This window comes from Actinoplanes cyaneus (assembly GCF_016862095.1).
GTDB lineage: Bacteria > Actinomycetota > Actinomycetes > Mycobacteriales > Micromonosporaceae > Actinoplanes > Actinoplanes cyaneus.
In genome coordinates this window covers 16,097-42,925 of the sequence record NZ_BOMH01000017.1, presented here as the reverse complement: position 1 = coordinate 42,925, position 26,829 = coordinate 16,097, and the positions used below count along the sequence as shown (strand labels likewise).

The following is a 26,829-nucleotide window of genomic DNA, read 5'->3' as shown; positions in this document are numbered from 1 at the left end:
CGCACTATCGTCGGTGCATGACTCGTCTCAGCGCCGGCGACGCCGCGCCCGACTTCACCCTGCCCACCGACAACGGCGACAGCCTCGCACTGAAGGACCTGCGTGGGCGCAAGGTCGTTCTCTACGCGTACCCGGCCGCGATGACACCCGGCTGCACCAAGCAGGCCTGCGACTTCCGCGACTCGCTCGCGTCGCTGCAGGCCGCCGGCTACGAGGTGGTCGGCATCTCCCCCGACAAGCCGGCCAAACTGGCGAAGTTCCGCGAGCGGGACGCGATCACGTTCCCGCTGGTCAGCGACGAGGACAAGAGTGTGCTGACGGCGTATGGCGCGTTCGGCGAGAAGCAGCTCTACGGCAAGACGGTCACCGGCGTCATCCGCTCCACGTTCGTCATCGACGAGAACGGCGCCATCGAGCGGGCCCTCTACAACGTCAAAGCCACCGGCCACGTCGCCAAACTCCGGCGCGACCTCGGCCTGGATTGACCTCGTCCGAACTTCGGGAAAGTCCGCAGGTCCGGGCCGATCGCGCCGATGAGGAGGGCACTCCACACCGGCGGCGGCCGGTTCCCGGGCTCACGGCGGTCGTCATGCGGTAGCCAACCCGCAAGGCGGCCGCCGTGCACAACCATCACGCCATCGCGTCACCGCGCGCCATCAGGCCGAGCTGCGTTCCGATGATGGACATTCAAGATCTTCATGTCCCCGCTCCGCTGTGGTCAAGCTGGGCTGCTCCCGCGGGGACCCTTCCGGGCCGAGCAGGGCGCTGGCGCGCCCAGAACGCTCACCCCTCCAGGGCGGCCTCCGTGGCGGGGCACGGTCAGAGCAGAGAACCGTTCCACGGGCGCGACCCGGCACGCGGCATCGGCGGCCGACACGAACGGGCAGAACCGAGGCGCCACCGGACGGCGGGACCGATTAGACTGCCAGCCAACGCTTTGCCCTGCTGGGCAGAACGGGCGGGAGTGGCGAAATGGCAGCCGCGCGGGTTTTAGGTGCCCGTGCCCGAGAGGGCGTGAGGGTTCGAGTCCCTTCTCCCGCACCGACCACTGTTCGTGAAACGCGCTTGTCCACAGGTTGTGCACAGCCCTCCGGCACCCCGACGAGAAGCGAAGCCGGACAGCCCACGCACCATCAAGACCGGCGGAGTCCCACGGCGCCGACGCCGAGCGGGATCCCAACACCGACGCCGCGGGACCCCAGCACCGACTCCGAGCGGGTCGCAACGCTGATACCGGGCGGGGTCGCGACGCGGACGCCGAGCGGGGTCGCGACGCCTGGACGGGTCGCGAGGTTGCGCCGGGGCTGAGGTCCGCGGCGCGGCGCGGGCTCTCCGGCTGGTTCTCATGGGCGTTATGAGGCACGAATAACGCCCATGAGAACCAGCCGGCGGGGTGAGCGCGTCGCCGCGGTGACCACCGGCTTCGCCGCGGGCGTCGACGGGCGGGACCAGTCGGCCGGCTCGAGCCCGTGAACGGATCTTGTGCTCTGACCGGGACCACCCAGGAAGGCCGCCCTGGAGGGCTGAGCGTTCTGGGCGCGCCAGCGCCCTGCTCGGCCCGGAAGGGTCCCCGCGGGAGCAGCCCAGCTTGACCACAGCGGAGCGGGGACCTGAAGAATTTGATCTTCGGGTGGAGCGGGCGCGAAATGCTAGCCGCAGCTGGCGGGGCGGGGCTCGGCGGCCAGGTCGAGGAGGGCGTCCTCGGTGGTGCCCGGTGCGGCGGCAGCCGACTCGGGCAGCGGGGCCACCGAGGACGCCGCGGGGGGAACGGTGGTGGGCTTGGCGGGGACGGAGGAGGATTTCTTCGCCGCGGGGGACGACGGCGTGGCCTTGGTCGTCGTCTTGAGCGTGGTCGACTTGCCGGAAACGGACGTGGAGGTCTTCTGGACCACGCCGGGCTTCATCGTGATGCCGGAGACCGTCGTCGCGTTGCCGTAGACGTCGGTGATCTTCACCTTGTACGGGCCCGAGCCGGCACCGCCGTCGATCAGCCAGTAGTTGTAGTCGGTGCGGTGGGCGGACTTGAACGAGCCGCCCGAGCTCGACACCTGCACCGAGGAGAGCAGGTTGGCGTGGTTGTCGATGCGCGCCGCGAACCAGAACTGTGACGCGCCCTCCTTCATCCGCACCGTGATCGGGCCGGGCACCGACGGGTTCTTGACCAGGTTGTAAGTGATCGGAATGATGCCCGCGACCTCGCTGCCGATCTTCTTGAACGCGGTGCGGCTCAGGTCGAGATGGCCCGCGTCGCACTCGGGGCAGGAGTCGAAGACCTTCACGCGGACCGTGCCCTTGGGGCCTTTGACGTCGAGGTACGCCCCGCAGGCGGCGCCGTCGGCGTACTGATCGGGGCCGAGCGCCACATAGAGGTCGTCCGCGGGCGTCTCCAGCGAGCAGTTGCCGGACGTGCCGCCCAGGTCGTAGAAGGTGGCCTTGCCGGATTTCGCGCTGGTGCTCGGCGGCGCGGCGCACGCCGACCCACCGGTCTGCAACAGCAGCGCCACGCCGATGATGCCGGCGAGGACAGCGGCGCCGCCGGCGGCGAGCCAACGGGTCGGGAACGGGCGTCGATGAGCACTCACGCTCAGCGATACTTGCCGGGCGGGGCGCTTGCGGCAAATCTTCTAAGACACTCCTAAGACAGGTGTACCGCTAATGAGTGCCGCGTCACTCCTGCGGTGTCACCGTGTCGCCGACCCGCAACACCCCGACGTCACCCGCCGCCAGATCCGGGATCAGGTTCACCGCGAACATCAGGCCGCCGCCGATCCGGCGATGCCGGCCCAGGATGTGCAGCGGTTGCCGCCCGATCTCCCCGGTCTCCTGGTCGATCGTGGTGACCCGGCACCGGGCACAGTGCTTGGCGACGCGGAAGGTCATCCCGCCGATGCGCAGCCGCCCGCCCAGCCAGCCGTCCTCGGCCCAGGCCTCGGCGCCGTCCACCACGAGGTTCGGCCGGAAGCGGTGCATCGGGACGGGCTCCTCCCCCGCCTCGGCCAGCCAGTCGTTGACCGCGTCCAGCGAGGCGGTGTTCGCCAGGAGCACCGGGTAGCCGTCGGCGAAACTGACCCGGTCGTCCGGCGCGGCGAACTCCGGGATGGTGCGGCTCGTCGGATCGGACTGCCAGACCAGGCGGGCGTCCACCCCCAGGAACGCGCTGACCCACTCGGACTCGGCGACCCGCCCGGGAATCTCCGGCTTGTTGCGGAACACCCGAATCATGATCTTGGCGCCGTCGGCCGGCTCGTCCAGGTCGAGGCCGGGCAGGTCGGGCGCCGACAGTCGCAGGCCGCCCGGACGCGGGTGGACGCGCAACTGGGTCAGGCGCGGCGTGTCCCGCTGGGTGATGCCGACGCCGTCGGCGTTCACGATCATCCAGCGGCGGTCGTCCCGCAGGCCCCACGGCTCGACGACGGCCTCCGCGTGGTCGAGGCGGTGACAGCCCTTGACCGGGTACGTGTGCAGCTCGGCGATCCGCATGCCCCAAGCTTTTCACGTTCCGGGAGTCAGCTCTCTTTCATGTTGCCGGAATAGGGTGGGCCGGTGATCACACGGATGTGGCGGGGATGGGTGCGCACCGACCAGGTCGAGGCGTATGTGGGGTACATCGAGCGGACCGGCCTGGCGGAATACCGGAAGACCCCCGGCAACCTCGGGGCCCAGATGTGGACCCGCGACCTGGGGGACGGCCGCTCCGAGGTGACCACGGTGAGCTGGTGGGCGTCGATCGACGTGATCCGCGCGTTCGCCGGGGAGGACATCGAGCGGGCCGTGTTCTATCCGGAGGACGACTCCTACCTGATCGAGCGCGAGCTGACCGTCACCCATCACTTCGTGGCGCGCGACTGCGGCTGATGCTTCTGCTGCTCGATCTGGACAACACGCTGATCGACCGGGACGCGGCATTCCGGGCCTCGGCCGCCGCACTGCTCGCGGCGCACGGTCAGCCGGCGGCTGATCTCGAGTGGCTGATGGGTGTCGACGCCGGCGGGTACACGCCGCGGGCTTCGGTGGCGGCGGCGCTCGCGCAGCGGTATCGAGACGCGGTGCCGGCCGCGGCCGTCGAATGGTTCCTGGACAACGGCGCGGCGGAGCGGGTCCGGCTGACTGAACCGGTCCGGGACGCCTTGATCGACGCGCGCTCGGCGGGATGGGCCTCGGCGATCGTCACGAACGGGCGGGTCGCACAGCAGACCGCGAAGATCCAGAACACCGGTCTCGATGGATTGGTCAACGGATGGGTCATCTCTGAGGAGGTCGGCCACCGGAAGCCGTCCGCTGAGATCTTCCGGGTCGCGGCGGGTCGGGCGGGACGACCGCTGGGCAGCGCCTGGATGATCGGCGACTCGGCAGCCGCGGACATCGGCGGGGCGCATGCGCTCGGTCTGCCGTCGACGTGGATCTCGCTGGGCCGGGCCTGGAGCGAGACGGCCTACCGCCCCACCGTCATCGAGGCTGACATCGCCGCGGCCATCCGGCACGTGCTCGCCACGACACCGATGGCACCGAATTGACGTCGAGCACGCCCGGACCGGTTCTCGCCTGAACGTCCGAAACTGCCGGCTGAGCCTGGTGGCAGTAACGCCGGTTGCCGGCGCGGAGTTGTCCCGAGGGCCGATCGGGCGAGGGTCACGGCGGCTTCGGCTGTTTTGTGCAGCTTTCAGAAGTAGACGTGAGTCCTGGCGTCTAGCGGGCTGAAAGAAATCATGCATAAGCTGTCGCCGTGAATGACGGAGTGGTCAGGACGGCGGAGCGGGTGCTTGACCTGTTCCAAGGGGCCCGGCTCACGCCCACCCAGCGGCGGATCGCGCACAGCCTGGTCGAGCATGCCGCCAAGGCCGCCTACCTGTCCGCCGCCGAGGTGGCCGAGCTGGCCGGGGTGAGTCAGCCGTCGGTGACCCGGTTCGCGATGGCGCTGGGCTACTCCGGATACCCGGCGCTGCGCCGTGAGCTGCGGGCCCTCGCCTCGGACGCGCCCAGTGAGCCGGCCGGTGAGAACACCATGCAGCGGGCGGTGCTTGCCGAGGCCGACCACCTGCGGCGGCTGGCCGAGGAGCTCCAACGGCCTGACGACGTACGCCGGGCAGCTGATCTTCTTGCGGCCAGCCGGCCGTTGCCGGTGCTGGGGCTGAGGGCGGCGGCGCCGCTCGCGGCGTACTTCGGGTACTTCGCGGCGAAGGTCTTCCCGGACGTGCGAGTGCTGGACAGTGGGGGGACGGGGCTGCACGACCGGCTGGATCAGGCCCGCGCGGCCGGCGCCGGTGCGATGCTGGCGATCGTGCTGCCGCGCTATCCGCGCGAGTCGGTCGAGGCGGTCCGCGAGGCGAAGGCGGCCGGGTTCGCGGTGGTCGCGATCACCGATTCCGCGGTCAGCCCGGTGGCCGGTGACGCCGACGTGGTGCTGCCGGCCGCGGTGGGCACGCGGCTCGTGTTCGACCTGCACACCGGGCCGATGGCGATGGCCATGGTGCTGCTGGAGGCGATGTGTGACGCCGCGCCCGAGCCGGTGCAGCGTCGCTTGGAGGAGTTCGAGGCGTCCGCGGCCCGGCGGAACATCTTCACGGCGTGATGGAGGAGACCTTGTCCGAGATTCGTGCACCTCGCGGTACGTCGTACACCGCCAAGGGCTGGCCGCAGGAGGCCGCCAAGCGGATGTTGATGAACAACCTCGACCCGGAGGTGGCCGAAAGGCCGGAAGATCTCGTGGTGTACGGCGGGACGGGCCGCGCCGCGCGCAACTGGCCGTCGTTCCACGCGATCGTCCGCGAGCTGGACACGCTGCGCGACGACGAGACGCTGCTCGTGCAGTCCGGCAAACCGGTCGGGGTGCTGCGCACGCACGAGTGGGCGCCGCGGGTGCTGATCGCGAACTCGAACCTGGTCGGCGACTGGGCGACCTGGCCGGAGTTCCGCCGCTTGGAGCAGCTCGGGCTGACGATGTACGGGCAGATGACGGCCGGCTCGTGGATCTACATCGGCACGCAGGGGATCCTGCAGGGCACGTACGAGACGTTCGCGGCCGTGGCGGCGAAGAGGTTCGGCGGAGATCTCGCGGGGACACTGACGCTGACCGGCGGGTGCGGCGGGATGGGCGGCGCCCAGCCCCTGGCCGTGACCATGAACGGTGGCGTCTGCCTGATCGTGGACGTGGACCGGACCAGGTTGCAGCGGCGGGTCGACAAGCGCTACCTGGACGTGATCGCGGATGACCTGGACGACGCCGTCGCTCAGGCGCTGCGGGCGAAGGCCGACCGCAAGGCGATCTCCATCGGCGTGGTCGGCAACGCGGCGCTCGTCTTCCCGGAGCTGCTCACGCGCGGTGTCGAGATCGACATCGTGACCGACCAGACCAGCGCACACGACCCGCTCTCCTACGTGCCGGTGGGTGTCGAGCTCGAGGACGCGGCCTCCTTTGCCCGCGACAAGCCAGAGGAATACACCGACCGCGCCCGGGCCAGCATGGCCAAGCAGGTCGCCGCGATGGTCGGCTTCCAGGACGCCGGCGCCGAGGTCTTCGACTACGGCAACTCGATCCGCGGCGAGGCGCAACTGGCCGGCTACACCAGGGCGTTCGACTTCCCGGGCTTCGTGCCGGCCTACATCCGGCCGCTGTTCGCCGAGGGCAAGGGCCCGTTCCGCTGGGCGGCGCTCTCCGGCGATCCGGCCGACATCGCCGCGACCGATCGTGCCGTGCTCGACCTCTTCCCGGAGAACGAGCCGCTCGCACGGTGGATCCGGATGGCCGGCGAGCGGGTCGACTTCCAGGGGCTGCCCGCGCGGATCTGCTGGCTCGGATACGGCGAGCGGGACAAGGCCGGGGTGCGCTTCAACGACATGGTGGCAAGCGGCGAGCTCAGCGCGCCGATCGTCATCGGGCGCGACCATCTCGACTCCGGGTCGGTGGCCTCGCCGTACCGCGAGACCGAGGCGATGCTCGACGGCTCCGACGCGATCGCCGACTGGCCGCTGCTGAACGCCCTGGTCAACACGGCTTCCGGGGCGAGCTGGGTGTCGATCCACCACGGTGGCGGGGTGGGGATCGGACGCAGCATCCACGCCGGTCAGGTCTGCGTGGCCGACGGGACCGCGCTGGCCGGGCAGAAGATCGAACGGGTGCTGACCAATGACCCGGCGACGGGCGTGCTGCGTCACGTCGACGCCGGTTATGAGTCAGAGGCGGCTTCCGGCGTACGGGTTCCGATGCGCGATGAGTGACTTCGCGGCCCTGTGGGCGGAGATCGTGGCAGTCGGGCGGTCGGCGGACGGTGGCTACCGGCGTTACGCCCTGACCCCGCCCGAGCTGACCCTGCGCGACTGGTTCCGGGGCCAGGCCGGCCGGCGCGGGATGACCGTGACCGAGGACGGCAACGGCAACCTCTTCGCCTGGTGCGGGGAGCCGTGGGCGCCCGGGACCGTGCTGACCGGGTCGCACTTCGACTCCGTTCCCGGTGGTGGCGGCTATGACGGGCCGCTCGGGATCGTCAGCGCGTTCCTGGCGCTGGACCGGATCGCGTCGCCGCGCAACCTCGCCATCGGCGCGTTCGTCGAGGAGGAGGGCGGGCGGTTCGGCGTGCCGTGCCTCGGGTCGCGGCTGATGACCGGCGCGATCACGCCCGCCAGGGCCGCCGCTCTGACCGATCGTGACGGGATCACTTTCGGGGAGGCGCTCGGCTCCACCCCCACCGGACAGATCAGCGGCATATCTCATTTGTCGGCCTTCGTGGAGCTGCACATCGAGCAGGGCCGCGCGCTGGACGTCCCGGTCGGGGTGGGCAGCGCGATCTGGCCGCACGGACGCTGGCGGATGGAGTTCGCCGGGGCAGGGGACCACGCCGGGACGACCCGGATGACCGATCGCCGCGACCCGATGCTGACCTTCGCCCACACCGTGCTCGCAGCGAACGAGGAGGCCCGGCTGATCGGCGCGCACGCCACCGTGGGCCGGGTGCAGGCCGAGCCGAACGCCACCAACGCCATCCCGTCGATGGTCCGGGGCTGGCTCGACGCGCGGGCCGCGGACACCGCGACGCTGGACCGGCTGCTCGAATCGGTGATCAAACGGGCCACCGAGCGGGCCGGGCGGGACGGCACGGAACTGTCTGTCGTCGCCGAGTCGGTCACCGACGAGGTCGCGTTCGACACCGAGCTGGCGCGGCGGCTGTCCGCGCTGCTCGGGGACGCGCCGATCCTGCCGACCGGGGCCGGTCACGACGCCGGGGTGATGTCGTCGCACGTGCCCACGGCGATGCTCTTCGTCCGCAACCCGACCGGGGTCTCGCACGCCCCGGCGGAGGGGGCGTCCAACGAGGACTGCGAGGCGGGGGTCGAGGCGCTCGCGCGTGTCCTGGAGTCACTGACGTGACCGTCTATGTCGCGGAACACGCCTGGCTGGACGGCCGGGTGGCGCGGGACGTCCGGATCGAGGTGACGGACGGGCGGTTCTCCGCCGTCTCGGCCGGCACCCCGGACGGATCCGGCGTACGGCTGCCGGGGCTCGTGCTGCCGGGGATGGCGAACGCGCACTCGCACGCCTTCCACCGCGCCCTGCGTGGCCGCACCCACGGCGACCGCGGCAGTTTCTGGACCTGGCGTGACCTGATGTACCAGGTGGCCGGGCGGCTCGACCCGGACAACTACTTCGCGCTGGCCAAAGCCGTCTACGGCGAGATGGCGCTGGCCGGGATCACCTGCGTCGGCGAGTTCCACTACCTGCACCACGGGCCGGACGGCACGCCTTATGCCGACCCGAACGCGATGGGCCACGCGCTGATCGCGGCCGCCGCGGAGGCCGGGATCCGGATCACGCTGCTCGACGCCGTCTACCTGACCTCGGGCGTCGACGGGAAGCCCCTCGAAGGCGTGCAGCGGCGTTTCGGCGACGGCGACTACGACGGCTGGCACGACCGCTTCGGTGACCTGTGCGGCGGCGGGCACGCGCGGATCGGGGCGGCCCTGCACTCGGTGCGCGCGGCCCCGGCCGGCGGCATGGCGGCCTTCGCCGCGTGGACCGACGGGCTGCCGGTGCACGTGCACCTCTCCGAGCAGCCGGCCGAGAACGAGCAGTGCCGGGCCGTGCACGGCTGTTCCCCCGCCGAACTGCTCGACTCCATGGGACTCTGGCGGCCGATGACCACCGCTGTTCATGCGACCCACCTGTCCGAGAATGATCGCCGACTGCTGGCCGGGCGGTACGTCTGCTTCTGCCCGACCACCGAACGCGACCTGGCCGACGGCATCGGGCCGGCGCGGTCGCTCGCCGACGGCGGCGCGACGCTCACGCTGGGCAGCGACAGCCACGCGGTGATCGACCTCTTCGAGGAGGCGCGCGGCGTCGAGCTGGACGAACGGCTGGCGACCCGGTTGCGCGGGCACTTCGGCGCGGACGAGCTGCTCGCGGCGGCGACCCGGGACGGGCACGCCTCGCTCGGCTGGGCCGATGCCGGGCAGATCGCCGTCGGGCAGCGCGCCGACCTGGTCGCGGTGTCCCTGTCCAGCGTGCGGACCGCGGGCATCGACCCGGCCGGGCTGGTCTTCGCGGCGACCGCGGCGGACGTCACCGACGTGATCGCCGACGGGCGTCCGGTGGTCACCGAGGGCCGGCACCGGACGATCGACGTCCCGGAGGCGCTGCGGACGGCGATCACGGCGGTGCTCCCATGAGCGGGCTTGCCGGGCGACGCCGGAGTGCAGCGGAGGTGACGGCATGAGCCTGTTGATCACGAACATCGGTGAGCTGTTCACCAACGACGCGCACGGCCGGGAGCTGGCGCACGACGCCGCCGTGGTCGTGGACGGCGACCGCATCGCCTGGGTCGGCCCGGCCACCGGGGCGCCGGCCGCCGACGAGCGGATCGACGCGGGCGGCGCGGCCGTGCTGCCCGGCTTCGTCGACAGCCACGCGCACCTGATGTTCGCCGGCGACCGGGCCGCCGAGTTCGCCGCCCGGATGGCCGGCGAGGCCTACACCGGCGGCGGGATCCGGACGACCGTCGGCGCGACCCGCGCGGCGACCGACGAGCAGCTGCGCCACAACGCCCGGCGCCTGGTCGGCGAGGCGTTGCGGCAGGGCACGACCACGATCGAGATCAAATCCGGGTACGGCCTGAACGTCGCCGACGAGGCCCGATCCCTGCGGATCGCGGCGGAGTTCACGGCGGAGACGACCTTCCTCGGCGCGCACGTGGTGCCGGCCGAGTTCCAGGACCGGCCGGACGACTACGTCAGCCTGGTCTGCGGGCCGATGCTGGCCCTGGCGGCGCCGCACGCCAAGTGGGTGGACGCGTTCGTCGAGCGCGGCGCGTTCGACGAGGACCGCGCCCGCACGATCCTGCTGGCCGGCAAGGAGATGGGTCTCGGCGTGCGGGTGCACGGCAATCAGCTCGGCCCGGGCCCGGGCGTCCAGCTGGCCGTCGAGCTGGACGCGGCCAGCGTGGACCACTGCACCCACCTGAGCGACGCGGACGTGGACGCGCTCGCCGCCTCGGGTGCCGACTGCATGTGCCACGACGGCTCCGGCCGGACCGTCGCCACGCTGCTGCCGGGCGCGGAGTTCTCCACGCGCTCGCCGTACCCGGACGCGCGGCGGCTGCTCGATGCCGGGGTGACGGTCGCGCTCGCCACCGACTGCAACCCGGGGTCGTCCTACACCTCGTCGATGTCCTTCTGCATCGCCCTCGCCGTGCGCGAGATGCGGATGACCCCGGCCGAAGCCGTCCGCGCGGCGACCCTCGGTGGCGCGCGGGCGCTGCGTCGCGACGACCTCGGCGTGATCCGCCCCGGCGCGCGCGCCGACCTGCTGATCCTGGATGCGCCGTCGCACCTGCACCTCGCCTACCGCCCCGGGGTGCCGCTGATCCGCGACGTCATCCACGGCGGCCGGCCCAGCACCGCCGCAGCCCCCGAGCACAGCAGCGGCCGGCCCAGCACCCCCGCAGCCGCCGAGCACAACGGCGCCGCTTCCGAACATCACCGTGGCCGCCCCTCACCCGCGGCCGGAACCACCGAGCAAGACCGCGGCCGCCCCCTTGGCGCCGCCGGAACCACCAAGCACGACGGAGTGCCGCAATGACCGTTATCGTTCAGCCCACCGGGGTCGAGCCCGCCGACGTTCTCGCCGTAGCGCGGGAGGACGCCCACGTCGAGCTCTCCCCCGCCGCCGTCGAGGCGATGGCTGCCAGCCGCGCCATCGTGGACGGCATCGAAGCCTCCGGCCGGCCCGTCTACGGCGTGTCGACCGGCTTCGGCGCGCTGGCCAGCACCTCGATCGAGCCGGAGCGCCGCGCCGAGTTGCAGCACGCGCTGATCCGCTCGCACGCCGCCGGCATCGGCGCGCCGATGCCCCGCGAGGTGGTGCGGGCCATGATGCTGCTGCGGGTGCGCTCGCTCGCCATGGGCCGCTCCGGGGTCCGGCCGGTGCTCGCGCAGGGCCTGGTCGACCTGCTCAATCACGGGATCACCCCGTGGGTGCCGGAACACGGCTCGCTGGGCGCCTCCGGCGACCTCGCGCCGCTCGCGCACTGCGCGATCGTGCTGCTCGGCGAGGGCTGGGTGCTGGGCAAGGACGGCGCCCGGATGGCCTCCTCCGAGGCCCTGCACGCGGCCGGGCTGCGGCCGCTGGAGCTGGCCGCCAAGGAGGGGCTGGCACTGATCAACGGCACCGACGGCATGCTCGGCATGCTGCTGCTCGCCATCGCGGACGCGGCACACCTGTTCACCATGGCGGACGTGACGGCGGCGCTGGCCACCGAGGCGATGCTCGGCTCGGAGCGGCCGTTCCTCCCCGAGCTGCACGCGATCCGGCCGCACCCGGGGCAGGCGGCCTCCGCGGCCAACATCCACCGGCTGCTGCAGGACTCCGTGATCATGGACTCGCACCGGGACGACCTGGCGCACGCGGTGCAGGACGCATACTCCATCCGGTGCGCGCCGCAGGTCGCCGGGGCGGCGCGGGACACCCTGGACTTCGTCCGCGTCACCGCCGCCCGGGAACTCGTCTCGGTCGTCGACAACCCGGTGGTGCTGCCCGACGGCCGGGTCGAGTCGACCGGGAACTTCCACGGCGCGCCGCTCGGTTTCGCGGCCGACTTCCTGGCGATCGCCGCGGCCGAGGTCGGCGCGATCGCCGAGCGCCGGGTCGACCGGCTGCTCGACGTGACCCGCAGCCGTGAACTGCCGCCCTTCCTCTCCCCGGACGCCGGGGTGAACTCGGGCCTGATGATCGCCCAGTACACCGCGGCGGGCATCGTCGCCGAGAACCGCCGCCTGGCCGGCCCCGCCTCGGTCGACTCGCTGCCGACCAGCGGCATGCAGGAGGACCACGTCTCGATGGGCTGGTCCGCCACCAAGAAGCTGCGCACCGTCCTGGACAACCTGACCAGCCTGCTCGCCGTCGAGCTTCTCGCCGCCGTGCGGGGCCTGCAACTGCGCGCCCCGATGACGCCCTCCCCGGCCGGCCGCGCCGCGGTCGCCGCCGTCGAGCCCTTCGGGGGCCGCCCCGGCCCGGACGTCTTCCTGGCCCCGGTCCTGGAGCAGGCCCGCGCGGTCATCGCCGGCCCGGAGCTGCGAGCCACCATCGAGGCCACCGTCGACCGGCTCCACTGACCCGGGCCGCGGTTCCCGGCTGGTTCTCGTCGTTGTCGTTCGTCCCTCACAACAACGGTGAGAACCAGCTCAGGACCTCGCGCCGCGCCGCAGCCCAGCCCCGGCAGACCGCCGCGGCCCCTCACGGCTCGGCCATCCGCGAAGACTGAACCCCCGTCACCTCATTCACGCTCTGCCTCCCGCAAGGCTGCCGCCTCGGGCTCTACCGCCCCGGGCGCTGACTGGCCTGGCTGCTCGGGCGGGTCGACGGCATATCGCCGAAGCTCGGGGGCGACCCGCAGGACGACCAGCACGGTGACGACGGTGAGCAGACCACCGATGCCGATGGTCAGGCGCGGGCCGATGAGCGCGCCGATCCCGCCGTGCACCAGGTTCGCCAGCTGCGGGCCGCCGAGCAGGACGATCGTCAGCGCGCCCTGGATCCGGCCACGCATCGCATCGTCGGTGTACGCCTGGGAGATCGCGTTCCGGAAGGTGCTCAGCACGAAGTTGACAGCGCCACCGGCGGCCAGCACCACGAGCGCCGCCCACAGCCAGGTCATCAGGCTGAACACGGCGACCGTCACGCCCCAGGCCACGGCCGCACCGGCCATCAGCAGCCCGTGCCGCCGCACCTTGGTGAAGAGCGACGAGCCGAGCCCGGCCAGCACCACCCCGGCCGGATAGGCGGCATAGAGCAGGCCGACCGAGGACTCGCCGAACTCCCGCTGGGCGAGCTCGGGGAAGAGCGCCGTCGGCATCCCGAAGACCATCGCGGCGAGATCGACGGTCAGCACCGCGACCAGCATCCGGCTGCCGGCCAGATAGCGGAACCCGGCCAGGACCTGCCGCGTCACGCCCTGGTCGCGCCCGGCCGCCGGCGCGGCGGGCAGCGGTGGCAGGCGGTGGACGGCGAAGAGGACGACGAGCAGAGCGAGCGCGTCGCAGAGATAGAGGGTGGGAAGGCCCGCCACCGGGATCAGCAGGCCCGCCACGGTAGGGCCGAGGATGTAGCCGAGGTAGCGGACGAGGGAGTTCAAACTGTTCGCCGCGGGCAGCAACCCGGCCGGGACCAGCCGGGGCAGCACCGCGCCGGAGGTGGTGCCGATCGTGCCGGAGCTCAGCCCCTGACCGGCCACCAGCAGCAGGAGCACCGGCAGCGGGGCGCCGCCGAGCGCCGCCTGGGCCCACAGCGCCAGATAGACCACCGCCAGCCCGGACTGGCCGGCCAGCAGGACCCGTCGCCTGTCCCGGGTGTCGGCGATCGCCCCGGCCCCGAGGGCGGCGAACGCCATGGCGGCGAAGGACACGACCGCTGCCGCGCCGACCGTGGCCGAGGAGCCGGTCGACGCATAGAGCTGGACCGGCACCGCCACCACACTGAACGAGCCACCCACCGCGGACACCAGCGAGGCCACCCACAGCCGGCGGAACGCCGGGACCGCGAGTGGCCTCCGATCGACCATGAACGAGACCATGGGTCGATGTTGGACTCTGCCCCAGGGGCAGAGTCAAGTTACCGGGGAAGCTCCTTCGCGATGACCTTCGCCAGCTCCCGGAACGCCTTGCCACGGTGGCTGATCGCGTCCTTCTCGACGGGGCTGAGCTCGGCGTTCGTCCGGTCCTGGCCGTCGCCGACGAAGATCGGGTCGTAGCCGAACCCGCCCTCGCCGCGCCGCGACCGCAGCAGCCGCCCGCTCTGCCGGCCCTCCACCAGATGCTCCCGCCCGTTCGGCAGGACCAGCGCGGCGGCGCAGACGAACGACGCCCCGCGGTGCTCGTCGCCGACGTCACCGATCTGGGCCAGCACCAGGTCCAGGTTGGCCGCGTCGTCGCCGTGACCGCCGGACCAGCGGGCGCTGAAGACGCCCGGCATCCCGTTGAGCGCGTTGACCGCCAGGCCGGAGTCGTCGGCGACGGTCGGCAGGCCGGTGCGCTTGGCGCCCTCCCGGGCTTTGATCAGCGCGTTCTCACCGAACGTGAGGCCGGTCTCCGGAACGTCCGGGTAACCGGGGAAGTCGCCGAGGCCGACCAGTTCGATCTGGCTCATGCCGAGCGCGGCATCGAGGATGCGCTGCAACTCCACGAGCTTCTTCTTGTTCGCGGTGGCGAGGAGAAGTCGCGCGCTCACGCCGTACCTCCAAGAAGGTTCTTGCGGTCGATCATGCGGCGAGCGCCTTCTGCTGCGCGATGGCGAGCTCGGCGCAGCCGGCCAGGCCGAGGTCGAGCATCGCGTCGAGCTGCGCGCGCTTGAACACGCCGTTCTCCCCCGTGCCCTGGACCTCGACGAAGTCGCCGGCACCGGTGCAGACCACGTTCATGTCGACCTCGGCGGCGACGTCCTCCACATAGGGAAGGTCCAGCCGCGGCTCGCCGTCGATGATCCCGACGCTGACCGCCTGGATCGAGGTGTGCAGCACCTTCTCCACCTTGCCGGCCAGCGACTTGCGCCCGGCCAGCCAGGTGACGGCGTCGTGCAGCGCCACGTAGGCCCCGGTGATCGCGGCGGTCCGGGTGCCGCCGTCGGCCTGCAGGACGTCACAGTCCAGGACGATCGAGTTCTCCCCGAGCGCCTTGAGGTCGATGCAGGCCCGCAGGCTGCGGCCGATCAGGCGGGAGATCTCCTGCGTCCGCCCGCCGACCTTGCCCTTCACACTCTCGCGGTCACCGCGGGTGTTGGTGGCGCGAGGCAACATCGCATACTCCGCGGTGAGCCAGCCCAGGCCGGATCCCTTGCGCCAGCGCGGCACCCCCTCGGTGACGCTGGCGGTGCAGAGCACTCGCGTGTTGCCGAACTCCACCAGCACCGACCCCTCGGGGTGGATGCTCCAATGCCGGGTCAGGGTCACCGGCCGCAGCTGGTCGGCCGCTCGGCCGTCGGGTCGCGCCATGACCCCAACCCTATGCGTAGCGCGGTGCGTCCGCTTCGTCCGCCCCGGGCCCGCGTGCCGGCGGCGTCACCAGACGCGGTCGCGGCACCGCCGGGCGGATCAGCGACGGGCTCACCTCGGCGCCGTGCGCGTGCAGGAAACCCTCGACGGCGCGCGGCCAGCCATACATCTCCGCGCGGGCGCGAGCCGCTGCCCGCCGGTCGTCGCGGGGACGCTGGATCAGCCGGGAGACGCCGTCGGCGAACGCCTCGGCGGTGCCCGCCACCGCGATCCCGGCGTCGCCGATCACCTCGGGCAGCGCGCTCTGCTCGTCCACCACGACCGGGGTGCCGCAGGCCAGCGCCTCCAGGGCGGAGAGGCCGAACGTCTCCACGGGGCCCGGCGCGACGACGACGTCGGCCGAGGCGAGCAGCGCGGCGACGGCCTGGCGATCGGCGATGTGCCCGGCGAAACGGACGGGCAGCCGGGCCGCCCGGTACGCCAGAGACGTCCGCCTCGTGCCGTCCCCGGCCACCACGAGCACCGCCGGCACCTTGCCGTTGCGCAGCACGCCCACCATGTCCACGGCCAGCTCGGGCCGTTTCGCCGCGGAGAGCCGGCTGGCGAAGACGATCAGCAGCTCCTCCGGCCGGGCGTAACGGGAGCGCACCGCGATGTCCAGGCGCCGCGGGTGGAACATGTCCAGGTCGACGCCGAGCGGCACCTCCACCAGGTTCGGCACGCCGAGGCGGCGGAACTCGGCGGCGGCGAACGCGGTGGTGCAGACGATCGTGTCGAAGACCTCGGCGGTCCGCCTGTTGAGCCGGTCGGCGAGCGCGTCGCGTTTCGGCATGCCCCACACGCCGAGCAGGCCGGCGAGGCTCTCGTGGGAGACCATCATCGACCGGACCCCGCGCTGGCGGGCCCACGTGCCGGTCCAGCGCAGCGTGGTGCGGTCGGAGACCTCTATGCGGTCCGGCTCGAGGCTGTCCAGCAGCTTGATCAGCTCGCGTCGGCCGGCGAGCACCCGGTGGCCGCCGCTGCGCGGGACGGGTGCGCTCGGCAGGGTGATGACGCGGCCCTGCGCGGTCTGCTGGTCGTCGAACTTGCGGCCGGGAATGATCAGGACCGCCTCGTGGCCGGCCGCCTCATAACCCTTGCCCAGCTCGCGCAGGGTGGTCCGCAGGCCGCCGGTGTGAACCGTGACGAAGTTGGCCAGGCGAACTATGCGCATCCAAACAACTCCAAGGTCACGACACGTGGTGCACCGGTGTTAGCCGATCCACCCCCGTACCGGCTCAGAGATCGTATCTGGCACCCGGGCGGACGACTTCGACCGGTCCCGCGTAAGCGGCCCCGGCCGCCTCGACGATAGCCGCCTCGCTGGCCCAGGCCGGCACGAGATGAGTCAGCAGCAGCCGCGCGACGTCCGCCTTGGTGGCCGCCTCGCCCGCCTCGCCACCGGTGAGGTGCAGGTCGGGCGGGTTCTCCACACCGTCCATGTAGCTGGCTTCGCAGAGGAACAGGTCGGCGCCCGCGGCGAGGCGCAGCAACGGCTCGCAGGGCGCGGTGTCCGACGAGTACGCGATGACCCGCCCGTTGTGCTCGACCCGCACCCCGTACGTCTCCACGGGGTGGTTGACCCGATCGACGGTGACCGTCAGCGGGCCGATCGGGAACGTGCCCGGCTGCAGCCCGTAGAACGTGTAGACGTCGTCGACCGGCTCACCCTCGGCGCTGTAGGCGGCCGCGATGCGCTCGGCCGCGCCCAGCGGGGCGTAGACCGGCAGCGGCGCCAGCGGGCCGGCCGGGTCGTAACGGCGGACCACCACATAGGTGCACGCGTCGAGCATGTGATCGCAGTGCAGGTGGGTGAGCAGGATCGCGTCGACGGCGCGCATGTCCGAATACCGCTGCAGGGCGGAGAGCGATCCCGAGCCGAAGTCGATCAGCAGCCGGAATCCCTCGGCTTCCACGAGATAGGCCGAACAAGCCGACTCGGGGCCGGGGAAACTGCCGGCACAACCGAGAACGGTTAGTCGCATGCGGGTCCCTCTGACTCACACTGGGCCGGCCACTGGGTCGTCCCCTTTTGATGGGTCGTCCACGCCCCGCCCGACCGGTCCGCGCTGGACTTGTCAGACCAGTCAATCACGGAGCGAAGCGTACGCGCTGACCACTGCCTGACGTAAACAACTGATCGATTTGTCGCCAAATCGACAACGCACATCACAACCACTGTGACCTGGGTCGTCTCATTTTTACCGTCACGTCCGGTAAGCCCTCTGCGTTGCTCTGGGTGAGGGATGGAAACCGATCCGATGGAGGCGACGTGACCGCGGTCGAGCCGACCCGCATCTCCCGCAGCGCGATACCCGAAATCATGCCCTTCGAACCCTCGCGGGACGAAGATCCTGCGGTTTTTCGATTTCCCACCGAAGATGATCCGGCGCCCGGCACGGGGCGGGTGCTGGCGATGGCGGGCTATTCCGCGATGCTCGGACTGATGGGTGTCGGCGTGGGTCTCTACGCGATCGTCGCGGTTCTCCGCGGGGCGCCCGGGTGGTACCTGCCGGCGCTCGCGATGCTGACGATGTTCAGCGTGGGGCTGGCGGTCGGCGCGTTCCTCGCCGTCCACCAGCGCACCCTGCCGTGGATCCTGCTGGCCGCCGCGGCGCCCCCGATGTTCGGGGCGCTGATGCTGGCCGTGAGCAACTGAGCCGTCAGGCCCAGAGCTGGCCCTCGAGGGCCTCTTCGGCGTCGTTGAGCGTGCCGCCGTAGGCGCCGGTCGACAGATACTTCCAGCCGCCGTCGCAGATCACGAACGCCACGTCCGCCCGCCGCCCGGCCTTGACCGCCTCGTGCGCCACGGCCAGGGCGGCGTGCAGGATCGCGCCGCTGGAGAAGCCGGCGAAGATCCCTTCCACCTCGACGAGCTGGCGGGTCCGCAGCACCGCGTCGCGGGTGCCGACGGAGAACCGGCGGTCCAGGACCGTGGCGTCGTACAGCTCGGGAACGTACCCCTCGTCGATGTTGCGCAGACCGTAGACGAGCTCGCCGTACCGCGGCTCGGCAGCGATGATCTGGATGCCGTCGACCTTCTCCTTGAGGAAACGGCCGGTGCCCATCAGCGTGCCGGTGGTGCCCAGCCCCGCCACGAAGTGTGTGATCGTGGGCAGGTCGTGCAGTAGCTCAGGACCGGTGGTCTCGAAATGCGCACGGGCGTTCGCCGGGTTCCCGTACTGGAAGAGCATCTTCCAATCGGGATGCTCGGCCGCGATCTGCTTGGCGGTCGCCACGGCCTGGTTGGAGCCACCGGCGGCCGGCGAGAAGATGATCTCCGCTCCGTACATCCGCAGGAGCTGGGTGCGCTCGGACGAGACGTTCTCCGGCATCACGCAGACCAGCCGGTAACCCCGGAGCTTGGCCACCATGGCCAGGGCGATCCCGGTGTTCCCGCTGGTCGGCTCGAGGATCGTGTCGCCCGGGCGCAGATGCCCGGACTCCTCGGCCTCGCGCACCATGTAGAGCGCGGCCCGATCCTTGATGCTGCCGGTGGGGTTGCGATCCTCCAGCTTGGCCCAGAGACGCACCGGCGGCGCCCCTTCGGGCACCACCGGGGAGAGGCGGGGCAGGCCGACCAGCGGCGTGCCCCCGCACGCGTCCAGCAGGCTCTCGAAACGAGCCATCAGAAAAACCAGCCTTCAGTACGTCGTGGGTGCTGAAGTGTCAGCGGCCGAGCAGCGCGGCAGCGGCCGCGAAGCCCAGCGCGCCACCCGCGACGGCCGGGAGAATGGTGATCGAGTCGCCGTCGCTCAGCTTCGCGTCGAGCGCGCCGAGGAACCGCACGTCCTCGTCGTTGACGTAGATGTTGACGAACCGGTGCAGGCCACCCTCGGGGGTGATCAGCCGGCCCTTGATGCCGTTGTGCTTGGCGTCCAGGTCGTCGATCAGGGCGGAGAGGCTGTCGCCGGCGCCCTCCACGATCTTGGAACCGCCGGTGTAGCTGCGCAGGATGGTGGGAACGCGAACTTCGATGGCCATGATTGTCATGCTCCTGGAGAGTCGATCAGTATCGGGCAGGGAGTCGGTCGGCTTCTAGAGGCAGGGACACTCATAGAAGACCGAAGCCGGGCTCTGCCCGAACATGTACGACTGCACGGCACTCACCTTCACGACTTCACCGTCGCATCCACGATGTTGACCTCTTCCTCGGTCACCACACCGTCCAGAATACGGAACGAGCGGATCTCCTCGGAATCGGGCTCACGGGTCGAGACGAGCAGATAGTGCGCGTTCGGCTCACCGGCGAAGGAGATGTCGGTGCGCGACGGGTACGCCTCGGTCGCGGTGTGCGAGTGGTAGATGACCACCGGCTCCTCGTCGTTGTCGTCCATCTCGCGCCAGACTCGCAGGTGCTCCATCGAGTCGAACTCGTAGAACGTCATCGACCGGGCCGCGTTGTCCATCGGGATGTGCCGCGCCGGCACGTCACTGCCGATCGGGCCGGCGACGACGCCACAGGCCTCGTCGGGATGGTCCCGGCGGGCGTGGGCGACGATCGCACGCACGATCGCACTGTCGATGGTCAGCACGGCGTTCACATTACCGAAGTATTTCGCCACTCCGCGCGTGGCGAGGCACACACTCCGTGCGCTACTTGATCTCCGGAAGTGCGTTGAGCAGCGACTCCTGCAGGTAGCCCAGATAGGCGTAGACCGACAGCTGGAACACCCGGCTGGAGCCCGGATCCTCCAGCACCGCGTCGTCAAGCTCCTCGGCCAGATCCGTGTCGGCCTGGATGTCGAGGCGGGTGCCCATCGCCAGCCGGGCGTCGTTGATCGCCCGCAACCAGGCCTCGGCGGCCTCGCCGTCCAGCCGGACCTCACCCTCGCCCTCGTCGGGCAGCGCCGCGAGGATCGCCCCGGCCTGATCGATCTTGGCGGTCTTCAGGTCACCCTCGGTGTACAGCCGGAACTCGCTCGAGTCGTCCGGCCGGTCCGGGTAGATGTCCGGGAAGAGACGGCCCACCACCGGATCGGTGTGGTCCATCCCGTCGGTCAGCAGGCCCACCACCTCGGCGGCCACTTTCCGCAGGACACGCACCTCATCGTGTGCGAACGTGGCCACACACTGACCGCCGCTGCGTCGGAACATGCTCTTCCCCACCCGCTTTGTCAGGCTCGGTCCACAGTTGCCCAAAGACCGTATCCGTGCAGTTGGTTGGCGTCCATCTCCATACGTTCGCGGGCGCCGCTGGACACGACCGCCTTGCCCTTGGTGTGCACGTCCATCATCAGCTTCTCGGCCTTGTCCTTGTTATAGCCGAAGAGCTTCTGGAAGACCCACGTCACGTACGACATGAGATTGACCGGATCGTCCCAGACGATGGTCACCCAAGGCCGGTCCTCGGCGGGGACTTCTTCGATCTCCGGCGTCTCGACGGGAGCAACCTGAGGCAACGCCATGCCCCCATGGTGCCACCGCTGCCGCCGGATCTGTGAACCGGAGCACCGAACCGCAGGTCGCGGCGCCGTCCGGAGACACGCATTAGGGTAGGTGCCGTGAATACCTCGGGGCCGGCTCTGCTGACCGATCATTACGAGCTGACCATGATCAGTGCTGCCCTCAGGGACGGCACCGCGGAGCGCCCATGCGTCTTCGAGGTGTTCGCCCGAAGGCTTCCCACCGGCCGGCGGTACGGCGTGGTCGCCGGCACGGACCGGCTGATCGACATGATCGCCGGCTTCCGGTTCGACCCGGCCGAGATCGACTTCCTGCGCTCCTCGGGCGTGGTCGACCAGACGACCGCCGACTGGCTGGCGAACTATCGCTTCACCGGTGACATCGACGGCTACACCGAGGGTGAGCTCTTCTTCCCGGGCTCCCCGATCCTCACCGTGAGCGGCAAGTTCGCCGAGTGCGTGGTGCTGGAGACGCTGATCCTGTCGGTGCTCAACCACGACTCCGCGATCGCCGCCGCCGCCGCGCGGATGGTCACCGCGGCCCGCGGCCGCCCGATCATCGAGATGGGCTCCCGGCGCACCCACGAGCAGGCCGCGGTCGCCGCCGCCCGCGCGTCGTACCTGGCCGGCTTCGCGTCCACGTCCAACCTCGCCGCCGGCCGGCAGTTCGGGATCCCGACCACCGGCACGTCGGCGCACGCGTTCACCCTGCTGCACGACGACGAGCCGACCGCGTTCGGCTCGCAGGTGGCGGCGCTGGGCAAGAACACCACTCTTCTGGTCGACACGTACGACATCAGTCAGGGCATCCGGAACGCGATCGCGGTCGCCGGGCCGGACCTGCGCGCCGTCCGGATCGACTCCGGCGACCTGTCCGTGCTCGCCCAGCAGTCCCGGGAGCTGCTCGACTCGCTCGGCGCCACGGAGACGAAGATCATCGTCTCGGGCGACATGGACGAGTACTCGATCGCCACCCTCGCGGCCGAGCCCGTCGACATGTACGGTGCCGGCACCGCTGTCGTCACCGGCTCCGGGGCGCCCACCGCGGGTCTGGTCTACAAGCTGGTCGAGGTCGCCGGCCGCCCGGTCGTCAAGCGCTCGGAGAACAAGGCGACAGTCGGCGGCCGCAAGACCGCGGTGCGCCGGCACAAGCCCACCGGCACGGCCACCGAGGAGATCATCGTCTCCCAGGGCGTGCCCGACCATCAGACCAACGACCGCCTGCTGCAGCGCGCCTTCATCGTCGGCGGCGAGCCGCAGACCCGCCCCACCCTGCAGGAGTCCCGCGATCACCTGCGGCAGTGCCTGATCTCCATCCCGTGGGAGGGCCTCAAGCTCTCCGCGGGCGATCCGGCCATCCCCGTCGTCATCATTCCCACCGCCTAGGGGTTACCCATGTCACGCGCGCTGATCATCGTGGACGTGCAGAACGACTTCTGCGAGGGCGGCTCCCTGCCGGTCGCCGGTGGCGCCGCGGTCGCCAAGGGCATCTCGCTGGTGCTCGACCGAGCCGGTGAGCGCTGGGACCACGTCGTCGCGACGAAGGATTACCACATCGACCCGGGCGCGCACTTCAGCGAACACCCGGACTTCGTCGACACCTGGCCGGCGCACTGCGTGGTCGGCTCCTCGGGCGCCGACTTCCACCCCGAGCTGATCACCGACCGGGTCGAGGCGATCTTCCACAAGGGCGCGCACCAGGCCGCCTACTCCGGTTTCGAGGGCCGGACGGAGTCGGGCGAGACCCTCGCCGGGTGGCTGCGGGCCAAGGGGGTCACCGACGTCGAGGTCGTCGGCATCGCGACAGACCATTGCGTACGGGCCACCGCGCTCGACGCCGCCGCCGAGGGTTTCGCGACGACGGTCCTGCTGGAGCTGACCGCCGGGGTGGCGAGGGCGACCACCGAGGCGGCTCTCGAGCAGTTCCGCGCGGCGTCGATCGAGACCACGGGAGCACCGGTTGTCGACCCGTCCTGAGCTCGCCGACCGGCCCTCGGCGGTGATCCGGCCGTTCACCGGCACCGACTGGGAACAGGTCTGGCCGATCGTCCGGGACGTGGTGCGCGCCGGTGACACGTACACCTACGACACCACGATGAGCGAGACGGACGCCCGCGCCGTCTGGGTGGAGCAGCCGCCCGGCCTCACCGTGGTCGCGACCGAAGGCTCCCCGGAACGCATCGCCGGGACCGCGAAGATGGGCGCGAACCGGGGCGGCCCCGGCGCTCACGTCGCCACCGCGAGTTTCATGGTCGCGGCCGGCAGCCGTGGACGCGGCGTCGGCGCGGCCCTCTGCCGCTTCGTGATCGACTGGGCGAGGGCGCAGGGGTTCGCGGGCATCCAGTTCAACGCCGTCGCGGAGTCGAACGTGGCCGCCGTGACCGTCTACCGCCGCCTCGGGTTCGAGATCATCGGCACCGTGCCGCGGGCGTTCGAGCATCCCGGGCTCGGGCGGGTCGGCCTGCACGTGATGTACCTGGAGCTCTGAGCCGCATGGGCTACCTCATCCTGCACGGCTGGCAGAACCGCCGGCCGCCCGCGCACTGGCAGCACTGGCTGGCCGGGCAACTGACCGAGCTCGGTCACCAGGTCGACTACCCGCAACTGCCCGACCCCGACGAGCCCGACCTGGACCGGTGGCTGGACGAACTGGCCACCCGGGTTCACGGCCTGGACGAGCCGCGGACCGTGATCTGCCACAGCCTCGGCTGCCTGCTCTGGCTCAACGGGGTGGCCCGCGGCGTGATCACCGAGCCGGTCGACCGGGTGCTGCTGGTCGCGCCGCCGTCCGTGTCGGTCACCCTGTCGAATCCGGAGATCGCCGCGTTCGCGCCCCCGCCGCTGCGGCCGGAGTCGGTCGCGGCCGCGGCGGGTCACACCCGGCTGGTCTTCGCCGACGACGATCCGTACCTGCCGGAGGGCGCCGCCGGGGACTACGGCACGCCGCTGTCCCTCGACACCGACCTGCTCCGGGGCGGCGCCCACCTCAATCACGAGTCCGGGTACGGGCCGTGGCCGTCGCTGCTCGCGTGGGCGGTCAGTCCCGCCCCGACCCCGCGAATCACCCGCTGACGATCGCTGCTCGCGTGGGCGGTCAGCCCCGGCCCAGCCCCGCGAATCAGCCGCTGACGATCCCTGCTCGCGTGGGCGGTCAGCCCCGGCCCAGCCCGCGGATCACCCGCTGACGATCCCGGCGAGCAGCTCCACCTGGCGGGGATCGTCGCCGTAGCAGTAGAAGATCAGCTCGTCGGCGCCGAACTCGTGATAGGCCGCGACCGTCTCGGCGATCAGGGCCGGATCGGACAGCGGCGCGCCCCAGCCGGGCCGCCCGGTGAAGGCGTAGTAGTCGGCGACCGCCCGGCGGCCGCGCTCGACCGTGCCGGGGCTGCCCACCGCCGTGTTGATCTGGCAGACGAGCCGTGGGCGGCCCGCCCGGCCGGCTTGTTCCCACTGCTCGTTGACGGTACGGACGAGCCCGTCGGCCCAGGTCAGCGGCGCCGCGCAGATGAACCCGTCCGCGAACTGCGCCACCCGGCGCAACGCCTCCGGAGCGAACCCACCGATCAGGATCGGCGGCCCGCCCGCCGTGACCGGCCGGGGCCCGATCACGGCGGCTGGGCGAGGCCCGATCGCGGCGGCTGGGCGAGGCCCGATCGCGGCAGCCGCGCCCGACTCCGTGGGGCCCAGGCCCCAGTCCCGCTTCGCGCCGTCGCCGATCGACTGCGCGGCCCGGTAAGGGTCGCCGCGCCAGATGCTCCTCAGGTCGGCCAGCTGGGTGTCGAGGAGCCGCCCCCGCCGGTTGAGGGGCACCCCGGCCGCCGCATGATCGTCCTCCCGGCCGCCGATGCCGATGCCGAGCACGAAGCGGCCAGCCGACATCCGGTCCAGGGTGGCGACCTGCTTGGCCAGCAGCGCCGTGGACCGCAGCGGGCCGAGCAGCACTTCGGTCTGGAGCCGGATCCGGGTGGTGGCACCGGCAAGCACGGCGAGAGCGGTCAGCGGTTCCGGGTTGTCGTAGGCCAGCCGGTCCAGCAGAGCGACCGTGGCGAACCGGTGCTCCTCCGCGAGCCGGGCCCACTCCGGGAGCCGGGCGGGGTCACTGATGGGCAGCCCGAGGCCGAATTCCATGGTTCTGTCCTTCCGAAAAGCAGGTAGCAACGACTGACGTCGCCACCTCCTCCCCGCTCATGGCAAGGTCGCCGGGCCCGCCTGCGACATGTTTCCGAGGCCCGGAGATTCGGAGTTCCCGCCCAACCTACCCGGCTGACCGGCCACCGCGGCAAGCCATTTCGCCCGGCTCACCGGCCACCACGGCAGCCCATCTCGCCCGGCTCACCGGCCACCACGGCAAGCCACTTCCCCGGTCGCGCTCGCTCCGGAAGCAGACGGCCCAGCGGCCAGGGGCCGCCGGCGCGCGCGCCACCGCTTACGGGCGGTGGACGCGCCGGCCCGAGGCCCGATCTAGCGAGCCGGCTCGGTCGCGGCCGGCTCAGTGACCGCCGGAACAGATTCCGGAGCGGAGGCCGCGAACGAGCCAGGCTCGCCGGCAGACAGCGAGCCGGGAGACGACGAGCCGGGAGACGACGAGCCGGGAGACGACGAGCCGGGAGACGACGAGCCGGCAGGCAGCGAACCGGGAGACAGCGAACCGGGTCCACCGGGCGAAGAGGCCTCGGAGGCGGCAGCCGGTGACGGATCCGAGCCGGAGGCCGAGGCGGCAGGCGTGTTGCGGCGGCGCAGCTCGGCCGGCAGGACCAGGAGGGCCACCAGGACGCCGACCGTGCCGACCGCCACGAAGCCCCACTTCGGCCCCAGGTTGTCGATCGCCAGGCCGGCCAGCGGGCCGCCCAGAGCGACACCGACGGTGAGCGCGGAGTTGTGCAGGCCCATCGCCTCGCCACGGGCCGCGGCCGGGATCATCCGGCTGATCGCCGACGAGCTGGCGGTGATCGTCGGGGCGCACAGGGCTCCGGCCGGGATCAGCAGCAGCGCCAGCAGCCACCAGTGCGAGCCGGCGAGACCGACCGGGATGGTCAGCACCGCCATCGGGATGAACAGGGCGAGCACCGGCAGGCCGCGGCGAACCGTGCCGTAGGCGAAGCCACCGATCAGGGAGAACAGCGCCCACAGTGTCATCACCAGCCCGCTCCAGCCGAGCTCGCCGGAGGCGCGCAGCACCGCGACGACCGACACGTCGGTGCCGGAGAGGACCAGCGTGGCGGCCATGGTGACGGCGAGGATCGCGACGAAGCGGGGCTTGAGCCAATCCCGCCGGGGGACCCGCTCGCCGGCCGAGACGGGGGCTTCGTGCTCGGCACGGGTGGGTGGATTGAGCAGCCACAGCCCGAGACCGGCGAGCAGGATCCCGCCGGCCAGAGTGAGCATGGCCACGCGAGGGCCGGCGTGGTCGTTGGTGGCGATCAGCACGCCGAGCGCCGGGCCGGCCATGAACGACAGCTCGGTGGTCATCGAGTCCAACGCGAAGGCCGGCAGCCGGTGCGACTCGGGGGTGAGCGCGGCGATCGACTGCCGCGCCACCGAGAACGCGGGAAGGGCCAGGAACCCGCCGATCACGGCGACCGGGAGCAGCGCCCAGTAGGGCAGCGCCTGGGCCACCAGCCAGTAGATCACCTCGGCGATGGTGGTCAGCACCAGCACCGGGCGCAGCCCGCGCCGATCGACGAGCCGGCCCATCACCGGGGCGCCGAACGAGCCGCCCATGGTCGCCGCCGCGCCCACCAGCCCGGCCGCACCGTAGCCCCGGCCCAGGTCGGTGACGACGTGCAGCGTGAGCACCACGGTGGCGGCCGCGATGGGGATGCGGGCCAGCGTGGCGACCACCAGCAAGGATGTGACCTTGGGCAGCGCGAGGGTTTCCCGGTAAGGCTTGAGCAGCATGACGATCCTGACCTCCG

General features: G+C 71.5%; 26 protein-coding genes, 1 tRNA gene and 2 pseudogenes. 15 read left to right on the top strand and 14 right to left on the bottom strand.

The genetic code is table 11. The annotated features are described in order from the left end of the window. Positions 1 to 17: 17 nt before the first annotated feature. Both bcp and Acy02nite_RS11365 read left to right on the top strand, forming a co-directional pair. Positions 18 to 485, top strand: coding sequence for a thioredoxin-dependent thiol peroxidase (gene bcp, locus Acy02nite_RS11370; RefSeq protein WP_203739924.1), 468 nt, complete (start codon positions 18 to 20; stop codon positions 483 to 485). A 473-nt stretch (positions 486 to 958) separates the two neighbouring features. Next, positions 959 to 1,041 (top strand) — tRNA-Leu (locus tag Acy02nite_RS11365). 608 nt (positions 1,042 to 1,649) lie between these two features. On the opposite strand, the gene Acy02nite_RS11360 is transcribed toward Acy02nite_RS11365, so the two are convergent. Beyond that, positions 1,650 to 2,582, bottom strand: coding sequence for an expansin EXLX1 family cellulose-binding protein (locus Acy02nite_RS11360; protein WP_203739923.1), 933 nt, complete (start codon positions 2,580 to 2,582; stop codon positions 1,650 to 1,652). 85 nt (positions 2,583 to 2,667) lie between these two features. Next, on the bottom strand, positions 2,668 to 3,480 hold the full coding sequence (locus Acy02nite_RS11355; RefSeq protein WP_203739922.1) for an MOSC domain-containing protein: 813 nt from the start codon (positions 3,478 to 3,480) through the stop codon (positions 2,668 to 2,670). A 63-nt stretch (positions 3,481 to 3,543) separates the two neighbouring features. On the opposite strand from Acy02nite_RS11355, the gene Acy02nite_RS11350 reads away from it, so the two are divergent. The 8 genes and pseudogenes from Acy02nite_RS11350 (at position 3,544) to hutH (ending at position 12,600) form a co-directional block, all read left to right on the top strand. After that, positions 3,544 to 3,855: a hypothetical protein gene (locus Acy02nite_RS11350; RefSeq protein WP_203739921.1), complete on the top strand. Its 312-nt coding sequence runs from the start codon at positions 3,544 to 3,546 to the stop codon at positions 3,853 to 3,855. Then, positions 3,855 to 4,514 (top strand): HAD family hydrolase, encoded by a 660-nt coding sequence (locus tag Acy02nite_RS11345; RefSeq protein ID WP_239174580.1) that lies wholly within the window; start codon positions 3,855 to 3,857, stop codon positions 4,512 to 4,514. The genes Acy02nite_RS11350 and Acy02nite_RS11345 overlap by 1 nt, the downstream gene beginning before the upstream one ends. A gap of 209 nt (positions 4,515 to 4,723) precedes the next feature. Beyond that, positions 4,724 to 5,569, top strand: coding sequence for a MurR/RpiR family transcriptional regulator (locus Acy02nite_RS11340; RefSeq protein ID WP_203739920.1), 846 nt, complete (start codon positions 4,724 to 4,726; stop codon positions 5,567 to 5,569). 11 nt (positions 5,570 to 5,580) lie between these two features. After that, on the top strand, positions 5,581 to 7,215 hold the full coding sequence (hutU, locus tag Acy02nite_RS11335; protein WP_239174578.1) for a urocanate hydratase: 1,635 nt from the start codon (positions 5,581 to 5,583) through the stop codon (positions 7,213 to 7,215). Beyond that, positions 7,208 to 8,362, top strand: a complete 1,155-nt coding sequence (locus tag Acy02nite_RS11330) for an allantoate amidohydrolase (RefSeq protein WP_203739919.1) — start codon at positions 7,208 to 7,210, stop codon at positions 8,360 to 8,362. The genes hutU and Acy02nite_RS11330 overlap by 8 nt, the downstream gene beginning before the upstream one ends. After that, complete coding sequence (locus Acy02nite_RS11325; protein ID WP_203739918.1) at positions 8,359 to 9,660, top strand: formimidoylglutamate deiminase; 1,302 nt, start codon at positions 8,359 to 8,361, stop codon at positions 9,658 to 9,660. Before Acy02nite_RS11330 ends, Acy02nite_RS11325 begins: the two co-directional genes overlap by 4 nt. Positions 9,661 to 9,703: 43 nt before the next feature. Beyond that, positions 9,704 to 10,882, top strand: a pseudogene (gene hutI, locus Acy02nite_RS11320) (imidazolonepropionase); the annotation flags it as partial. 182 nt (positions 10,883 to 11,064) lie between these two features. Continuing rightward, positions 11,065 to 12,600, top strand: coding sequence for a histidine ammonia-lyase (hutH, locus tag Acy02nite_RS11315; RefSeq protein ID WP_203739917.1), 1,536 nt, complete (start codon positions 11,065 to 11,067; stop codon positions 12,598 to 12,600). Positions 12,601 to 12,761: 161 nt separating this feature from the next. Here the strand turns inward: hutH and Acy02nite_RS11310 are convergent, their stop codons facing one another. The 5 genes from Acy02nite_RS11310 to Acy02nite_RS11290 all read right to left on the bottom strand — a co-directional run bounded on the left by Acy02nite_RS11310 (position 12,762) and on the right by Acy02nite_RS11290 (position 17,494). Beyond that, positions 12,762 to 14,057, bottom strand: a complete 1,296-nt coding sequence (locus Acy02nite_RS11310; protein ID WP_203739916.1) for an MFS transporter — start codon at positions 14,055 to 14,057, stop codon at positions 12,762 to 12,764. Between the two features lie 38 nt (positions 14,058 to 14,095). After that, the gene (gene rdgB, locus Acy02nite_RS11305) at positions 14,096 to 14,710 is read right to left on the bottom strand and encodes an RdgB/HAM1 family non-canonical purine NTP pyrophosphatase (protein WP_203739915.1); all 615 of its coding nucleotides are present in this window, start codon (positions 14,708 to 14,710) and stop codon (positions 14,096 to 14,098) included. Positions 14,711 to 14,741: 31 nt separating this feature from the next. Continuing rightward, the gene (rph, locus tag Acy02nite_RS11300; protein WP_203739914.1) at positions 14,742 to 15,470 is read right to left on the bottom strand and encodes a ribonuclease PH; all 729 of its coding nucleotides are present in this window, start codon (positions 15,468 to 15,470) and stop codon (positions 14,742 to 14,744) included. Between the two features lie 10 nt (positions 15,471 to 15,480). Next, positions 15,481 to 16,683 (bottom strand): glycosyltransferase, encoded by a 1,203-nt coding sequence (locus Acy02nite_RS11295; RefSeq protein ID WP_203739913.1) that lies wholly within the window; start codon positions 16,681 to 16,683, stop codon positions 15,481 to 15,483. Between the two features lie 64 nt (positions 16,684 to 16,747). Continuing rightward, the gene (locus Acy02nite_RS11290) at positions 16,748 to 17,494 is read right to left on the bottom strand and encodes an MBL fold metallo-hydrolase (protein WP_203739912.1); all 747 of its coding nucleotides are present in this window, start codon (positions 17,492 to 17,494) and stop codon (positions 16,748 to 16,750) included. A 287-nt stretch (positions 17,495 to 17,781) separates the two neighbouring features. Between Acy02nite_RS11290 and Acy02nite_RS11285 the strand changes: the two genes are divergently transcribed. Next, on the top strand, positions 17,782 to 18,168 hold the full coding sequence (locus tag Acy02nite_RS11285; RefSeq protein ID WP_203739911.1) for a hypothetical protein: 387 nt from the start codon (positions 17,782 to 17,784) through the stop codon (positions 18,166 to 18,168). Positions 18,169 to 18,172: 4 nt separating this feature from the next. Here Acy02nite_RS11285 and Acy02nite_RS11280 read toward each other — a convergent pair whose 3' ends face one another. From Acy02nite_RS11280 to clpS, 5 genes and pseudogenes are all read right to left on the bottom strand, one after another. Then, positions 18,173 to 19,138, bottom strand: coding sequence for a PLP-dependent cysteine synthase family protein (locus Acy02nite_RS11280; protein ID WP_203739910.1), 966 nt, complete (start codon positions 19,136 to 19,138; stop codon positions 18,173 to 18,175). A gap of 40 nt (positions 19,139 to 19,178) precedes the next feature. Beyond that, entirely contained in the window at positions 19,179 to 19,493 is a 315-nt protein-coding gene (locus Acy02nite_RS11275) for a MoaD/ThiS family protein (RefSeq protein ID WP_203739909.1), read from the bottom strand. A gap of 54 nt (positions 19,494 to 19,547) precedes the next feature. Continuing rightward, positions 19,548 to 20,044, bottom strand: a pseudogene (locus Acy02nite_RS11270) (M67 family metallopeptidase). Between the two features lie 61 nt (positions 20,045 to 20,105). Then, a complete protein-coding gene (locus tag Acy02nite_RS11265) occupies positions 20,106 to 20,606 on the bottom strand; it encodes a DUF2017 domain-containing protein (protein WP_203739907.1) in 501 nt (166 codons plus the stop codon). Positions 20,607 to 20,626: 20 nt separating this feature from the next. Beyond that, complete coding sequence (gene clpS, locus Acy02nite_RS11260) at positions 20,627 to 20,917, bottom strand: ATP-dependent Clp protease adapter ClpS (RefSeq protein WP_203739906.1); 291 nt, start codon at positions 20,915 to 20,917, stop codon at positions 20,627 to 20,629. Between the two features lie 96 nt (positions 20,918 to 21,013). Here clpS and Acy02nite_RS11255 point away from each other — a divergent pair, with 96 nt between their 5' ends. Genes Acy02nite_RS11255 through Acy02nite_RS11240 form a run of 4 tightly spaced genes read left to right on the top strand, consistent with a single transcriptional unit; the run spans position 21,014 to position 23,986 of the window. Then, positions 21,014 to 22,300: a nicotinate phosphoribosyltransferase gene (locus Acy02nite_RS11255; RefSeq protein WP_203739905.1), complete on the top strand. Its 1,287-nt coding sequence runs from the start codon at positions 21,014 to 21,016 to the stop codon at positions 22,298 to 22,300. Between the two features lie 9 nt (positions 22,301 to 22,309). Further along, complete coding sequence (locus Acy02nite_RS11250; RefSeq protein ID WP_203739904.1) at positions 22,310 to 22,891, top strand: isochorismatase family protein; 582 nt, start codon at positions 22,310 to 22,312, stop codon at positions 22,889 to 22,891. Continuing rightward, complete coding sequence (locus Acy02nite_RS11245; RefSeq protein WP_425548130.1) at positions 22,875 to 23,402, top strand: GNAT family N-acetyltransferase; 528 nt, start codon at positions 22,875 to 22,877, stop codon at positions 23,400 to 23,402. Before Acy02nite_RS11250 ends, Acy02nite_RS11245 begins: the two co-directional genes overlap by 17 nt. A 5-nt stretch (positions 23,403 to 23,407) precedes the next feature. Next, positions 23,408 to 23,986, top strand: coding sequence for an RBBP9/YdeN family alpha/beta hydrolase (locus Acy02nite_RS11240; RefSeq protein WP_239174576.1), 579 nt, complete (start codon positions 23,408 to 23,410; stop codon positions 23,984 to 23,986). A 102-nt stretch (positions 23,987 to 24,088) separates the two neighbouring features. Here the strand turns inward: Acy02nite_RS11240 and Acy02nite_RS11235 are convergent, their stop codons facing one another. After that, complete coding sequence (locus Acy02nite_RS11235) at positions 24,089 to 25,042, bottom strand: LLM class flavin-dependent oxidoreductase (RefSeq protein WP_203739903.1); 954 nt, start codon at positions 25,040 to 25,042, stop codon at positions 24,089 to 24,091. Between the two features lie 333 nt (positions 25,043 to 25,375). Beyond that, positions 25,376 to 26,812 carry an MFS transporter gene (locus Acy02nite_RS11230; RefSeq protein ID WP_203739902.1) on the bottom strand — a complete coding sequence of 479 codons (1,437 nt, stop codon included), beginning with the start codon at positions 26,810 to 26,812 and terminating at the stop codon, positions 25,376 to 25,378. Between the last annotated feature and the right edge of the window lie 17 nt (positions 26,813 to 26,829).

Coding starts and splice junctions, on each gene's coding strand:
- Acy02nite_RS11250 (WP_203739904.1), top strand. CDS start 22,310: ATGTCACGCGCGCTGATCATCGTGGACGTGCAGAACGACTTCTGCGAG.
- Acy02nite_RS11345 (WP_239174580.1), top strand. CDS start 3,855: ATGCTTCTGCTGCTCGATCTGGACAACACGCTGATCGACCGGGACGCG.
- Acy02nite_RS11265 (WP_203739907.1), bottom strand. CDS start 20,606: ATGTTCCGACGCAGCGGCGGTCAGTGTGTGGCCACGTTCGCACACGAT.
- Acy02nite_RS11235 (WP_203739903.1), bottom strand. CDS start 25,042: ATGGAATTCGGCCTCGGGCTGCCCATCAGTGACCCCGCCCGGCTCCCG.
- Acy02nite_RS11230 (WP_203739902.1), bottom strand. CDS start 26,812: ATGCTGCTCAAGCCTTACCGGGAAACCCTCGCGCTGCCCAAGGTCACA.
- Acy02nite_RS11330 (WP_203739919.1), top strand. CDS start 7,208: ATGAGTGACTTCGCGGCCCTGTGGGCGGAGATCGTGGCAGTCGGGCGG.
- hutH (WP_203739917.1), top strand. CDS start 11,065: ATGACCGTTATCGTTCAGCCCACCGGGGTCGAGCCCGCCGACGTTCTC.
- Acy02nite_RS11240 (WP_239174576.1), top strand. CDS start 23,408: ATGGGCTACCTCATCCTGCACGGCTGGCAGAACCGCCGGCCGCCCGCG.
- Acy02nite_RS11310 (WP_203739916.1), bottom strand. CDS start 14,057: ATGGTCTCGTTCATGGTCGATCGGAGGCCACTCGCGGTCCCGGCGTTC.
- Acy02nite_RS11280 (WP_203739910.1), bottom strand. CDS start 19,138: ATGGCTCGTTTCGAGAGCCTGCTGGACGCGTGCGGGGGCACGCCGCTG.
- Acy02nite_RS11355 (WP_203739922.1), bottom strand. CDS start 3,480: ATGCGGATCGCCGAGCTGCACACGTACCCGGTCAAGGGCTGTCACCGC.
- bcp (WP_203739924.1), top strand. CDS start 18: ATGACTCGTCTCAGCGCCGGCGACGCCGCGCCCGACTTCACCCTGCCC.
- Acy02nite_RS11295 (WP_203739913.1), bottom strand. CDS start 16,683: ATGCGCATAGTTCGCCTGGCCAACTTCGTCACGGTTCACACCGGCGGC.
- Acy02nite_RS11275 (WP_203739909.1), bottom strand. CDS start 19,493: ATGGCCATCGAAGTTCGCGTTCCCACCATCCTGCGCAGCTACACCGGC.
- clpS (WP_203739906.1), bottom strand. CDS start 20,917: ATGGCGTTGCCTCAGGTTGCTCCCGTCGAGACGCCGGAGATCGAAGAA.
- Acy02nite_RS11290 (WP_203739912.1), bottom strand. CDS start 17,494: ATGCGACTAACCGTTCTCGGTTGTGCCGGCAGTTTCCCCGGCCCCGAG.
- rph (WP_203739914.1), bottom strand. CDS start 15,470: ATGGCGCGACCCGACGGCCGAGCGGCCGACCAGCTGCGGCCGGTGACC.